General features: G+C 72.0%; 11 protein-coding genes and 2 pseudogenes. 7 read left to right on the top strand and 6 right to left on the bottom strand.

Annotated features, from left to right (window positions below; genetic code table 11):
* Nucleotides 1-705 (bottom strand): annotated as a pseudogene (locus M878_RS000000100485) (hypothetical protein); the annotation flags it as partial.
* A 145-nt stretch (nucleotides 706-850) separates the two neighbouring features.
* On the opposite strand from M878_RS000000100485, the gene M878_RS85210 reads away from it, so the two are divergent.
* The 4 genes and pseudogenes from M878_RS85210 to M878_RS85195 form a co-directional block, all read left to right on the top strand.
* Complete coding sequence (locus M878_RS85210; protein WP_023552461.1) at nucleotides 851-1,261, top strand: CoA-binding protein; 411 nt, start codon at nucleotides 851-853, stop codon at nucleotides 1,259-1,261.
* A 224-nt stretch (nucleotides 1,262-1,485) separates the two neighbouring features.
* Nucleotides 1,486-3,126, top strand: coding sequence for an APC family permease (locus tag M878_RS85205; protein ID WP_023552459.1), 1,641 nt, complete (start codon nucleotides 1,486-1,488; stop codon nucleotides 3,124-3,126).
* 78 nt (nucleotides 3,127-3,204) lie between these two features.
* Nucleotides 3,205-4,428 (top strand): 4-hydroxybenzoate 3-monooxygenase, encoded by a 1,224-nt coding sequence (locus M878_RS85200; protein WP_023552457.1) that lies wholly within the window; start codon nucleotides 3,205-3,207, stop codon nucleotides 4,426-4,428.
* Between the two features lie 68 nt (nucleotides 4,429-4,496).
* Nucleotides 4,497-5,377: pseudogene (locus tag M878_RS85195) on the top strand (cation diffusion facilitator family transporter); the annotation flags it as partial.
* Between the two features lie 244 nt (nucleotides 5,378-5,621).
* Here M878_RS85195 and M878_RS85190 read toward each other — a convergent pair.
* Nucleotides 5,622-6,179 carry a YbaK/EbsC family protein gene (locus M878_RS85190; RefSeq protein ID WP_023552453.1) on the bottom strand — a complete coding sequence of 186 codons (558 nt, stop codon included), beginning with the start codon at nucleotides 6,177-6,179 and terminating at the stop codon, nucleotides 5,622-5,624.
* 32 nt (nucleotides 6,180-6,211) lie between these two features.
* A complete protein-coding gene (locus M878_RS85185) occupies nucleotides 6,212-6,784 on the bottom strand; it encodes a helix-turn-helix domain-containing protein (RefSeq protein ID WP_023552451.1) in 573 nt (190 codons plus the stop codon).
* Between the two features lie 109 nt (nucleotides 6,785-6,893).
* Here M878_RS85185 and M878_RS85180 point away from each other — a divergent pair, with 109 nt between their 5' ends.
* Nucleotides 6,894-7,751, top strand: coding sequence for a DMT family transporter (locus M878_RS85180; RefSeq protein WP_023552449.1), 858 nt, complete (start codon nucleotides 6,894-6,896; stop codon nucleotides 7,749-7,751).
* A gap of 129 nt (nucleotides 7,752-7,880) precedes the next feature.
* Here the strand turns inward: M878_RS85180 and M878_RS85175 are convergent, their stop codons facing one another.
* Nucleotides 7,881-8,645, bottom strand: a complete 765-nt coding sequence (locus M878_RS85175; RefSeq protein ID WP_023552447.1) for an acyltransferase — start codon at nucleotides 8,643-8,645, stop codon at nucleotides 7,881-7,883.
* 109 nt (nucleotides 8,646-8,754) lie between these two features.
* Here M878_RS85175 and M878_RS85170 point away from each other — a divergent pair, with 109 nt between their 5' ends.
* Complete coding sequence (locus M878_RS85170) at nucleotides 8,755-9,288, top strand: gamma carbonic anhydrase family protein (protein ID WP_023552446.1); 534 nt, start codon at nucleotides 8,755-8,757, stop codon at nucleotides 9,286-9,288.
* 6 nt (nucleotides 9,289-9,294) lie between these two features.
* Here M878_RS85170 and M878_RS85165 read toward each other — a convergent pair whose 3' ends face one another.
* Complete coding sequence (locus tag M878_RS85165; protein ID WP_023552444.1) at nucleotides 9,295-9,942, bottom strand: DedA family protein; 648 nt, start codon at nucleotides 9,940-9,942, stop codon at nucleotides 9,295-9,297.
* 249 nt (nucleotides 9,943-10,191) lie between these two features.
* On the opposite strand from M878_RS85165, the gene M878_RS85160 reads away from it, so the two are divergent.
* The gene (locus M878_RS85160) at nucleotides 10,192-11,220 is read left to right on the top strand and encodes a lysylphosphatidylglycerol synthase transmembrane domain-containing protein (protein WP_051430148.1); all 1,029 of its coding nucleotides are present in this window, start codon (nucleotides 10,192-10,194) and stop codon (nucleotides 11,218-11,220) included.
* 25 nt (nucleotides 11,221-11,245) lie between these two features.
* Here the strand turns inward: M878_RS85160 and M878_RS85155 are convergent, their stop codons facing one another.
* Nucleotides 11,246-12,283: a class I SAM-dependent methyltransferase gene (locus M878_RS85155; RefSeq protein ID WP_037731126.1), complete on the bottom strand. Its 1,038-nt coding sequence runs from the start codon at nucleotides 12,281-12,283 to the stop codon at nucleotides 11,246-11,248.
* Between the last annotated feature and the right edge of the window lie 170 nt (nucleotides 12,284-12,453).

Below are 12,453 nucleotides of genomic sequence, written 5' to 3'. Positions count from 1 at the left end.
ATCGGCGAGCAGGGCCGGGAGGGCGGGGTGAGCGGCGGGCTCGGACGTACGGCCGGGCACGCGCCGGGACGCGGGCTCGGACGCACGACCCGGAGCAGACTCGGACGCACCGCCCACGGCGGACCCGGACGCCCGACCCGGAGCAGGCCGGGACACGGACCCGGACGCCGGCCCCGGGGCAGACTCGGACGGCCGCCCAGGAGCGGGCTCGGACGCGGGCTCCGTCTGGCCCGGAACGCCGGGCTCCGCGGTGCCGCCCGGCGACCCGGCCGCACCCGACGACGTATCCACGCCCCCCGCCGAAGACCACCCCGTCCCCCAGCCCCCCGAAGGCTCCCCCGTCCACTCCACCGGCGCAACCCGCACCACCGGCCCGCCGCCGGGGACGTCCGTGCCCTCGGCTGTCACGTGGATCGCCTGGGCCTCGCCCAGTCCCGACGCCAGGTCGTGGCCGTCCTCGAAAGGGCGGATGGACAGGGTTGTCGCGGCCGCGCGCAGCTCGGCGTGGCGGTGGGCTGCGGTCAGGATCGTCCAGACCGGGGTGCCGCCCAGTTCCAGGGCGCGGACGAGCAGGTCGGCGGTGAGCAGCACCCGCAGGGCCGTCGGGTCGAGGCCCGAGGCACGGGCCTCGATGCGGGTCAGGCCACGGCGGGCGGGCGCGGCGGGGACGGGCTGACCGGTTCGGGCGTCGAGGATGCGCAGCACGGGCTGAGCGTAGGCGGGCGGACGGCCGTACGCAGGCACCTTGCGCCGATTCGGGACATGGTGGCGGGGTCATGGAGCCGGGAATCCCGACCCGCCGGGGTGCTGTTGGCGGGGAGACAGTTCCCCGCAGCCCGAGGAGGCGGCCTTGTACGGCGACGAAGCGACGATCCGCAGGATCCTGAACGAGCTGGGCGACACCTGGGCGGTGGTGGGCCTGTCCACCAACCAGAACCGGATCGCCTACCGGGTGGCGCAGGTGCTCCAGCGGTACGGCAAGCGGATCGTGCCGGTGCATCCCAAGGCCGAGACGGTCCACGGCGAACGGGGCTACGCCTCCCTCGCGGACATCCCCTTCGACGTCGACGTGGTCGACGTCTTCGTCAACAGCGAGCTGGCCGGCGCGGTGGCCGACGAGGCCGTGGCGAAGGGCGCGCGGGCGGTGTGGTTCCAGCTCGGCGTGGTGGACGAGACCGCCTACGAGCGGACCCGGGCGGCGGGTGTGGACATGGTCATGGACCGCTGCCCAGCCATCGAATTTCCCCTTCTGAGGGAGTGACGCTCAGCGAATCTTTCCTTCTACTCACAATTCGCCGCTGAATATTGACATTCCGAGTAGGCGTCTGAGCTGTGACAAGACGGTGACCGACTGTGCGCCCAAGGCACCTAAGATCCCAGGTCAAAATTTGGTTAACAGTCTTTTCCCGCGACGGAATGCCTCCCTAGCCTATGGCAGCTCCATCCCCGTTAAACCTGCGTTTACGATCTGAGAGGCCACTTGACATGGCGAATGTCGACCAGGCTGCACCGGTAGCCACAAGCGACACCGGTGGTGGTCTGCGCCGAGACGTCGGACTCATCGGTCTGATGTGGGCCTCCGTCGGCTCGATCATCGGGTCCGGCTGGCTCTTCGGTGCCGAGAAGGCGGTCGTGGCGGCGGGCCCCGCGGCGATCATCTCGTGGGTGATCGGTGCGGTGGCCATCGTGCTGCTCGCGCTCGTGCACGCCGAGCTCGGCGGCATGTTCCCCGTGGCCGGCGGTACCGCCCGCTACCCGCACTACGCCTTCGGCGGCCTGGCCGGTATGTCCTTCGGCTGGTTCTCCTGGCTCCAGGCCGCGACGGTGGCCCCGATCGAGGTCGAGGCCATGATCGGCTATGCCAAGCACTGGCACTTCGCCGACGGGCTGCAGAACACCGATGGCACGCTCACGACCAGCGGCATCGTCGTCGCGGTCCTGCTCATGGCGGTCTTCGTCGCGGTCAACTTCCTGGGCGTCCGTGTCCTGGCGCACACCAACAGCGCCGCCACCTGGTGGAAGATCGCGGTCCCGCTCGCGGCGATCTTCATCATCGCCATCGGCAACTTCCACCCGGACAACTTCACCTCCGAGGGCTTCGCGCCGTTCGGCGCCAAGGGCGTCCTCACCGCGATCAGCTCCAGCGGCATCATCTTCGCGCTGCTCGGCTTCGAGCAGGCGATCCAGCTGGCCGGCGAGAGCCGCAACCCGAAGCGTGACCTGCCGCGCGCGACGCTCGGTTCGGTCGCGATCGGCGCCACGATCTACGTCCTGCTCCAGGTCGTGTTCATCGCCGCCCTGCCGCACGCCTCCTTCGCGAAGGGCTGGGCGAACCTGGCCTACGCCGGCATCAGCGGCCCCTGGGCGGGTCTCGCCTCGGTGGTCGGCCTGGGCTGGCTGGCCTGGGTGCTGTACGCCGACGCGATCATCTCCCCCGGTGGCACCGGCCTGATCTACACCACCGCCACCTCCCGCCTCTCCTACGGCCTGGCCAAGAACGGCTACGCCCCGAAGCTGTTCGCCAAGACCGACGCGCGCGGTGTGCCGTGGTTCGGCCTGGCGATGTCGTTCGTGACCGGTGTGATCTGCTTCGCGCCGTTCCCGAGCTGGCAGACGCTGGTCGGCTTCATCACCTCGGCGAGCGTGCTGATGTACGCGGGCGCTCCGCTGGCCTACGGTGTCTTCAAGGACCGGCTCCCGAACCACGACCGTCCGTACAAGCTGCCCTTCGGCAACATCATCTCGCCGCTGTCGTTCGCGGTCGCCAACCTGATCATCTTCTGGTCGGGCTGGGACACCCTGTGGCGCCTGGGCTGCGCGATCCTGATCGGCTACGTGCTGCTCGGTTCCTACGCCGCCTACGCGATCCGCAAGGGCCTGCCCGACGCTCCCCGGCTGGACTTCAAGGCCGCGCAGTGGCTGCCGCCCTACCTGGTGGGCATCGGCGTGATCTCCTACCTGAGCACCTTCGGCGGTAACGGTGACCTGCCGCTGTGGTGGGACATGCTGGTCGTCGCGGTGTTCTCGCTCGTCATCTACTTCTGGGCCAAGGCGACCGCCTCTCAGCCCGAGGCGATCGAGCGCAGCATCGAGGAGGTCGTGGTCACCGACGCCCCGGCGCACTGACCCCGCTCTCTCCCCCGGTGTCCCGTCGGCCGAACGCGGCTGACGGGACACCGTCATAATGCGGGGGTGATCTCCCCTATGATCTCCCCCTCCCCCCGCCCCGGCTCCGCGCCGGAGGAACGCCGTACGGTCGTCGTCGTGGGCGCCGGGCCCGCCGGGCTCACCGTCGGCAACATCCTGCGGGCCGCCTCCGTCGACTGTGTGGTCCTGGAGACCGAGAGCAGGCAGTTCATCGAGACGCGGCCGCGGGCCGGTGTCATCGAGGAATGGGCGGTGCGCGAACTCGGCCGGCGCGGACTGGCCGCACGGCTGCGGGAGCGCGCCGAGCTGCACAGCGCCTGCGAGTTCCGCTTCGGCGGCGAACGGTACCGCTTCCCGTACGCCGATCTGACGGGCAGCCATCACTATGTCTACCCGCAGCCGTTGCTGGTGACGGACCTGGTGCGGGAGTACGCCGACGTGCGCGGCGGCGACATCCGCTTCGGCGTGCGCGAGGTCACGCTGCACGATCTGGACTCGGACCGGCCGGCGGTGTCGTACCGCTGCCCGGAGACGGGTGAACGGCGGCTGCTGCGCTGCGACTTCGTGGCGGGCTGCGACGGGGCGCGCGGGGTGACGCGGGACGCGATACCCGTGGAGCGCAGGCTGATCGCGCGGCAGGACGACGGCATCGGCTGGCTGGCGCTGCTCGCGGAGGTGCCGCCGTCGACGGACTGCGTCCTGTTCGGCGTCCATCCGCGCGGTTTCGCCGGGCAGATGGCCCGCAGCCCCGAGGTCACCCGGTTCTACCTCCAGTGCCCGCCCGGCGACGATCCGGAGAACTGGTCCCATGACAGGGTCTGGACCGAGTTGCGCGAGCGGCTCGCCGCGGCCGGAGCGCCCCCGCTCACCGAGGGGCGGCTGATCGAGAAACGCGTCCTGGACATGCACCACTACGTCGTCGAACCGCTCACCCACGGGCGGCTGTTCCTGGCCGGGGACGCCGGACACCTGGTCGCGCCCATCGCCGCGAAGGGCATGAACCTCGCCCTGCACGACGCCTTCCTGCTCGGCGACGCGCTCACCGCGTATGTGACGCGGGGCGACGGCGGCGGCCTGGACGGCTACTCGGCGGCGAGTCTGCGGCGGGTGTGGGACTACCAGGAGTTCTCGCAGTGGCTGTCGGACATCTATCACGGTGTCGCGTCGGGCGACCCGTTCCGCGCCGGTACGACACTGGCACGGCTGCGGCGGCTGTTCACCTCGCCGGCCGCGGGGGCGGCCTTCGCCGAGCAGTACCTCGGCACCGCGGCCGCCTACTGATCTTCGGTGTGCCGTTCGGCGAGGTGGTGGTCCACAGCCGGCGCAGATGGCCGTGCGGGAGCGAGTAGATCACATCTCTGGACCCGGCGACGGAGGCCTCGGTGCGGGGATGCGGGCGCTGTGGGTGCCGCTGGGCGTGCTCGGGGTGGCCGCTGGCGCAGGTCGGCCGTGGTGGCTGTCTCCGGGTCGGTGGCGCTGCTCGGGGACTCCGCGCACAACGCCGCCGACGCCCTGACAGCCGTGCCTCTCGGTATCGCCTTCGGGCCGGGGCGACGGGCGGCGACCCTCCGGTTCACCTACGGCTACGGGCGTGCCGAGGATCTCACGGGGCTGGTGATCGTGCTGACCATCGCCGCCTCGGCGGCCTTCGCGGCGTGGGCGGCCGTGGGGCGGCTGCTCGATCCGCGCCCGGTCGCGCAGTTGCCGGCGGCCGCGGGGTCGTCGGCAACGAGTGGGCAGCCCGGTACCGGATCCGGGTGGGCAGCGAGATCGGCTCGGCCGCGCTCGTCGCCGACGCGCTGCACGCCCGGACCGACGGCTCCACCCCGCTGGCGGTGCTGGTGAGCGCGGGCGCGTCGGCTCTGAGGCGGCAACCGGCTGACCCGGCCGCCGGGTTGGCGATCACGAGGGCGATCCTCCTGGTGCCGAAGGACGCGGCGCGGTAGGTGCTCCGACGGATGCTGGACGCCGTCGATTGGGCGCTTGCGGGCCGGGCCGAACGGGCGGTGCCGGGCGTGCGCGAGGTGGGTGAGCTGCGGCTGCGGTGGATCGGGCAGCGGCTGCGGGCCGAACTCGCGGTGGTGATGGACGGCGAGGCGATGCTACGGCAGGCGCACGCGGTCGCCGTCGAGGCCTCACACGCCCTGCTGCACGCCGTACCGAAGCCGACGGCGGCCCTGGTGCACGCCGATCCGGCACCGGTGCGGGAGAGCGGGACCCGTATCTGGCGGCCTGGCCCAGGCCCTGTCGTCAAACACCCGTCGTCCGCCCGTCGTCCGCCCGTAGGACGGGCCCAGCGGCGGCGATGGCTCCCGGTGCCATCGCAAGGCGCCGGAGCGGCCTCGTGGCGGCGCCACGTGGGCGATTCGGCAACGCGGCTGGGGGTGCCCCCGCTGGGGGGTGCGTGCAGGCGTCGCCGGGCGGGGGATACTCCCACGCCCTTAAGGCAGGGGGAGGGAGTTCGACGGCAGGGCCTAGGCGACCCCGAGACCCTCCAGCACCACGGCTCCCGGTAGTTCCGCGAGGGCCTTGCCGGGGACCAGGAGCTTGCCGCGGCGGCGTCCGCTGCCGACGAGGACGTAGGGCAGATCGACGACGGCCGAGTCGATCAGCAGCGGCCAGCCGGCGGGGAGCCCGACCGGGGTGATGCCGCCGTACTCCATGCCGGTCTCGCCGGTCGCCGTCTCCATCGAGGCGAACGAGGCCTTGCGCGCGCCGAGTTGGCGGCGCACGAGGCCGTTGACGTCGGCGCGCGTGGTGGAGAGCACCAGACACGCGGCGAGGGTGGTCTCACCGCCCCGCTTGCCCGCGACCACCACACAGTTCGCCGACCGCTCCAGCAGATCGCGGCCGTAGTGCTCCACGAAGATCGCGGTGTCCGCCCACTGCGGGTCGGTCTCGACGTAGAGCATGCGGTCCACGGGGGTCGCGCCCTGCCAGTGGCGTACAGCGTCGGCGACCGGGGCGGTCAGCTCCTCCAGGCAGTCCGGGACCGGGGTGGCGGTGTCGAAGTCTCCGATGGGTGCGCGCATGGCCGCACGCTAACAGCCCGCCGCGGACCGGTTCAGCGCACGGGCGGCACCGAGACGGCCATCACCATCTCCATCGGTACGTCGCCCTCGTTGCCGTAGGTGTGCGAGGTGCTCGCCTCGAACGTGGCGCTGGCGCCGGTCGGCACGAGGTGCTTCACCCCGTCGACGGTGAGGGTCAGTTCGCCGGCGGTGACGTGGACGAGTTCCACCGTGCCCGCCGGGTGCGGCTCGGAGGGGCTCTGCTCGCCGGGCATCAGCCGCCAGTCCCACATCTCCAGCGGACCGGGCGCCTCCGTGCCCGCCAGCAGCCGGTTGTAGCTGCCGGCGTCGGTGTGCCACAGCCGTACGGCCCGCTCGGCGGGGACGACGCGGACGGTGGGGGCCTGCTCGTAGTCGAGCAGGGTGGTGATGCTGACGCCGAGCGCGTCGCCGATCTTGACGACGGTGCCGAGGCTGGGGTTCGTCCGGGCCTGCTCGATCTGGATGAGCATGCCGCGGCTGACCCCGGCCCGGGCCGCGAGCACGTCCAGGGTGAAGCCGCGCACTGTGCGCCAGTGCTTGACATTGCGGGCCAGGGACTGGGTCAGCAGGTCGAGGTCCGACACGTCACGTCCATCAATAGGAGAGTTCAATATATGGGATGACAGAGTTCACTGAGCTGAACTACGGTGAGGTGTACCTGATCATTCACCAAACTGTACTGCGAGGCCGGCCGTGACCGCATTCTTCGCCCTGATCACCAGCCTGCTGTGGGGGCTGGCCGACTTCGGCGGCGGGCTGCTGACCCGACGTACGCCCGCGCTGACCGTCGTGGTCGTCTCGCAGGCCATCGCGGCGACGGTGCTGGGCGCGATCGTCGTCGCGACCGGCGGGTGGAGCGAGGCCGGGCCCCGCCTGTGGTTCGCGTTCGCCGCGGGACTGGCGGGGCCGGTCGCCCTGCTCTCCTTCTACAAGGCCCTCGCGCTCGGCCCCATGGGGGTCGTCTCGCCGCTCGCCACGCTGAGTGTGGCCGTGCCGGTCGGCGTGGGCCTGGTTCTCGGCGAACGGCCCGGGCTGCTCCAGGTCACGGGCATCGCGGTCGCCGTCACCGGCATCGTCCTCGCGGGCGGTCCGCAGCTGCGCGGCGCGCCCGTACAGCGCCGGACGATCCTGCTCACGCTGGTCGCGGCACTGGGCTTCGGCACGGTCTTCGCCCTGATCACCGAGGCCTCGACCAGTGTCACCGGCCTGTTCCTCGCCCTGTTCGTCCAGCGGCTGACGAACGTCGCGGTCGGCGGGGCCGCGCTCGCCGTCTCCGTCCGGCGGGACGGCCGGGCGGTTCCGGAGAGCGGCTTCCCCTGGGCCTCGCTGCCCGCACTGGCCTTCGTCGGACTCGCCGACGTGGCCGCCAACGGCACCTATGCGATCGCCGCCCAGCACGGCCCGGTCACCGTCGCGGCCGTGCTCGCCTCGCTGTATCCGGTGGTGACCGCGCTGGCGGCACGCGGCTTCCTCAGCGAGCGGTTGCGTGCGGTGCAGGCGGCGGGTGCGGGGCTCGCACTGGTCGGCACGCTGCTGTTGGCCACCGGCTGAGCCGGACTTCGGCTGCGAGGTCCGGCGGAGTCAGCCGGCGGTTTCGGGGTGCGGCTTCGCCTTCGGCTGCGAGTTCCGGCTTCGCGTTCCGGCTGCGGCAGCTCTCGGCCGCATCAGCTCCCGGTTTCGTCAGCTCTCGGTTTCGAGTTCCGCGAGGCGGGCCACTGCGTCCTCGTCCAGTTCGGCCAGCGCGCGCAGCTGCTCCGGGGTCATCCCGTCCGGGATCGGCACCGGGGCCGGGGTCCGCAACGGCGGCTGCCAGCCCTCCTTCGGCGTCCAGCGCCGCACGACCCGGGCGGGTGCACCGGCCACCACGGCGTGGTCGGGCACCGTGCCGCGCACCACCGCACCGGCCGCGACGACCACGTTCCGGCCGATCCGCGCGCCCGGCAGAATCACCGCGCCGGTGCCGATCCAGCAGCCGGGGCCTATCTCCACGGGCTCCATGCGCGGCCACTGCTTGCCGATCGGCTGGTGCGGGTCGTCGTAGGAGTGGTTGGTGGAGGTGACGTAGACGTACGGGCCGAAGTAGCAGTCGCTGCCGATGGTGACCGTCGTGTCCGCGATGACATGGCTGCCGCGGCCGAGGACCACCCCGTCCCCGATGCGCAGGATCGGGTCAGGGCCGAGGTCCAGGTCCGGCATCAGGCCGGCGGTCAGCGTGACCTGCTCGCCGATGATGCAGTGGGAGCCGAGGTGGATCCAGGGCTCGCCGAAGACCGTACCGAGCGGGAAGGCGAGGCGGGTGGCTTCGCCGATCGCGCCGAAGGTCAGGCGGCCGGGGTGATCGGCGGTGACGGAGCCGGTGCACTGGACCCAGGCCCAGGCCGCGTGAACGGCGCGCTGGGCGAGGCCCTGCCTCCAGGATGAGAACGTGTTCTTGCGCTTCGGCACGGGGTCACGTTACTCAGCGGTTGTCTTCGGAGAGAGGGCGGGCTGCTGTGATCTTTGCCCCACCCTGTGTCGTACCGTGCGGGGTACCTACGGATGCGAGGAGACGGTGATGACGCAGCAGGCGCTGATCGTGGGCATCGGGGGCCATGAGCCGCAGATCGACCCGGAGGCGTTCGTCGCGCCCACGGCCGCTGTGATCGGGGACGTTTCGCTCCACTCCGGGACGAGTGTCTGGTACGGGGCGGTCGTGCGCGGTGATGTGGAGACGATCACCGTGGGGGCGAACGCGAATGTGCAGGACAACGTGACGCTTCACGCCGATCCCGGTTTTCCGGTTTCGATCGGCGAGCGGGTTTCCATCGGGCACAACGCGGTGGTGCACGGGGCGACCGTGGAGGACGACTGCCTCGTCGGCATGGGGGCGACTGTGCTGAACGGTGCGGTGATCGGGGCCGGTTCGCTGGTCGCCGCGCAGGCGTTGGTGCCGCAGGGGATGGTGGTACCACCGGGGTCGTTGGTGGCGGGGGTGCCGGCGAAGGTCAAGCGGCCGCTCTCCGAGGAGGAGCGGCAGGGGGTCACCCTCAAGGGCACGATGTATGCCGAGTTGGCGAAGGCGCACAAGGATGTGCATCGGCCCCTTTAGGCTGGCTCACTCCCCGGCATTGACTGGTTCTGCGTCTCGTTCGTCGTGCTGCTGGGCCTTCTTCGCCTTGCGCTTGACGAGGAGCATGGAGGCCAGGCCGACCAGGACCGCGGCCGCGAGGCCGACGTAGGAGAACTTCTTCAGCCAGTCCTCGGCGACGACGCCCACGTAGTAGATGACGGCCGTGGTGCCGCCCGCCCAGCAGATGCCGCCGAGGACGTTGGCGATCAGGAACTTCCAGTACGGCATGTGGAGGACGCCCGCGAGCGGGCCGGCGAAGATGCGCAGGAGGGCGACGAAGCGGCCGAAGAAGACGGCCCACATGCCCCACTTCTCGAAGGACCGCTCGGCGGTGGCCACATGGCCCTCGCTGAAGTGTCTCGGGAACTTCCCGCCCAGCCAGGCGAGCAGCGGGCGGCCGCCCTTGCGGCCGATGGCGTAGCCGATGGAGTCGCCGACCACGGCGCCGGCGGTCGCACACGCGCCGAGGACGATCGGGTTGATGTCCGAGTGCTGGGAGGACATCAGCGCCGCCGAGACCAGGACGATCTCTCCCGGGAGCGGGATGCCCAGGCTCTCCAGACCGATCACCAGGGCCACCATGGCGTAGACGGCGACCGCCGGCACCGAGTCGAGCCATTCCTGGACGTGCACCGCCGGATCCTCCCCTGTCGCTGTCCTTGCGTGCGGGCGCCGCATGTAAAGGGCGTCCCAAGGGAAGGCTACCTGGTCGGCGGTGAACGGCGGATTGCGCGCGTCCGCCCAGCGGCACCGTCCCGCCCTCGGCCCTTCGGTTCTCGGACATCCCGGTGTCACGCGGGAGGGGAAGGCTCCTCGCTGTTCGCCCGACCCGCCTCCCCCAGGTCCCCGCCGCGGGGCCCGCTGCGGAAGGACGACGTCCCCGTGTCCTCACCGTCCCCGTCCTCACTCTCCTCGCTCCCCCTGTCTCCGGCCTCCTCGCTCACGCGGGGAACGGTTTCACCCCGGCCCGCGTCCTTCATGGCGGGCCGGTCCGTACGGCTGGCCCTGTGCCTGGCTCCGCTGCTGCTGGCCGGCGGCTGGGCGATGGCCAACCGGCCCGCGGTGTACGAGGGGGTCTCGCGGCTCGTCGCCGCGGATCCCTGGTGGCTGCTGGCCGGGGGCGGCTTCACCTGCCTGAACTGGGTGGCGGCCTCCTGCGTACGGCAGGGCGCCCTGCCCGACCGGGTGCCGCCGGGACTGCTGCTGGCCTCGCAGTTCGCCGCCGGTGCCGCCAACCACACGCTCCCCGCCGGATTCGGCGCCCATGCCGTCACCGTGCGCTTTCTGCGGGCGCGCGGGGTGCCGCTGGACCGTGCGACCGCGTCCATCGGGCTGTACTCGCTGGCGAAGTCCTCCGCCAAGACGGTCGTGCTGGTGGTCCTTCTCGCGACATCGCCGGCCTGGCGGCGCCTCGGCGAGCTGGTCCCGGACGGGCGCCTGCTGGTGCCGCTCGCCGCGATCGTCGGCGGTGCCCTCGCGGTCGCGGGCGTGCTGCTGACGGTCGTACGACCGTTGCGGCGGCCCGTGACCGGGCTGCTGCGCTCCGCCCTCGCGGATGCGCGGGAGGTGCACACGCGGCCCGCCCGGGTGGCCGCGCTGTGGGGCGGCGCTGTCGCGATGCCGCTGCTGCAGGGGACCACGCTCGCCTGTATCGGTGCCGCGCTCGGGCTGGAGCTGCCCTGGGCGCACGTCGTGCTCGCCTATCTCGCGGCGGGTACGGCCGTCGGGGCGGTGCCCGCGCCGGGCGGGCTCGCGGTCGACGCGGCACTGGTGTGGACGCTGGTCACCTTCGGCTCCCCCCTGGCGGTGGCCACCGCGACCGTGATCGGCTACCGGGTGCTGACCGACTGGGTGCCCCTGCTGCCGGGCACCCTGATGCTGTCGGCGCTGATCCGCGCGAAGGTGCTGTGAGCCGCCGAGGTGCTGCGGGCCCCGGTCACTCCCGGCGGGCCACCAGGCGGTAGGCGTTGGACAGGCCGAGGCGGTGGGACAGGGGGCGGATCGCGAAACGGTCGAGGAGCGTCGCCGTGATCAGCGCGGGTACGCCCGCCAGGACGAGCGCGGTGCGGGCGGCGCGGCGCAGGCCGCCGGGCGGTTCGGGCAGCCAGGGGGCGTCCTCGCGCGGGGCGGTGTGGTCGAGGGCCAGCCAGACGGCGGCGAGCAGGTCGACCGGGTCGTGTGCCTCGGCGTGCTGCTCGGCGACCACCGTGAAGCCCAGCTCGGTCAGCCGCCGCCGGAGATTGGCGGCCGGCATGAAGTGCAGGTGCTGCGGCTGGAGCCAGGGCAGCCACCAGCGGCCGAGCAGCCGGGCGTAACGGCTCTCCGGGTCCGGCACCTCGATGAGGAGGTGTCCGCCGGGGCGTACGGCCTCGTGGGCGGCGCGGAGTTCGCGGTCCGGTTCGGTGCTGTGCTCCAGGTAGTGGAACATGCTCACCACGTCGTAGCGGGCGGTGAGTTCGGGGGCGAGGTCCGGGAAGGCGCCGCGGTAGGCGTGGTCCACGCGGCCCTCGCGGGCGGCGAGTTCGACGCCGTCGGTGAAGTCGAGCCCGTCGAAGGAGGTGCCGGGCAGGACCGTCCGGGCGGTCGCGCAGAAGTGGCCGTGGCCGGTGCCCACGTCCAGCCAGGTCTTCGGGGCGGGGTCGTGCGGCAGCATCGCCTCGGCGCGGCCCCGGTACATGGCACCACGGCCGCCGAAGGTGCCGCTCATGCGCTGCTCGCCGAGGCCGTCGTAGAAGTCCCGGTAGTAGAACTCCAGTCCCTCTCCGGTCAGTTGAGGGTTCTGGAAGGTGTGGCCGCAGTCGGCGCAGCGGTCGAGGGTGAAGCGGCCGGGCTTGTGCTGGAGCAGGTCGGTGGTGTGCAGGCGTGCGGCGATACGGGCCGAGCCGCACCAGGGGCAGTCGGGACGGGGGGCGGCGAAGAAGCGGTCCGTGCCGGTCGCCAGGTCGTCCTGGTAGGCGGGGCGCAGGGCGGCGATGCGCACCGCCTTGCCACTCTTGCCACTCTTGATGCTCTTGCTGCTCTTGTCGGTCTTCTCCCTCTTGCCACTGTGGTCGCTCATCGGCTCTCCGCTGCGAGGTCGGCGAGGTGTTCGAGGTGGGCCACCGCGGCCCGGGCGCCGCCCGCCGCGCGGAACGCGGTGCGGAT

This window comes from Streptomyces roseochromogenus subsp. oscitans DS 12.976, assembly GCF_000497445.1.
GTDB classification, from domain to species: Bacteria; Actinomycetota; Actinomycetes; order Streptomycetales; family Streptomycetaceae; genus Streptomyces; species Streptomyces oscitans.
This window is presented reverse-complemented; position numbering and strand designations above follow the sequence as displayed.

Coding starts and splice junctions, on each gene's coding strand:
- M878_RS85205 (WP_023552459.1), top strand. CDS start 1,486: ATGGCGAATGTCGACCAGGCTGCACCGGTAGCCACAAGCGACACCGGT.
- M878_RS85200 (WP_023552457.1), top strand. CDS start 3,205: ATGATCTCCCCCTCCCCCCGCCCCGGCTCCGCGCCGGAGGAACGCCGT.
- M878_RS85190 (WP_023552453.1), bottom strand. CDS start 6,179: ATGCGCGCACCCATCGGAGACTTCGACACCGCCACCCCGGTCCCGGAC.
- M878_RS85170 (WP_023552446.1), top strand. CDS start 8,755: ATGACGCAGCAGGCGCTGATCGTGGGCATCGGGGGCCATGAGCCGCAG.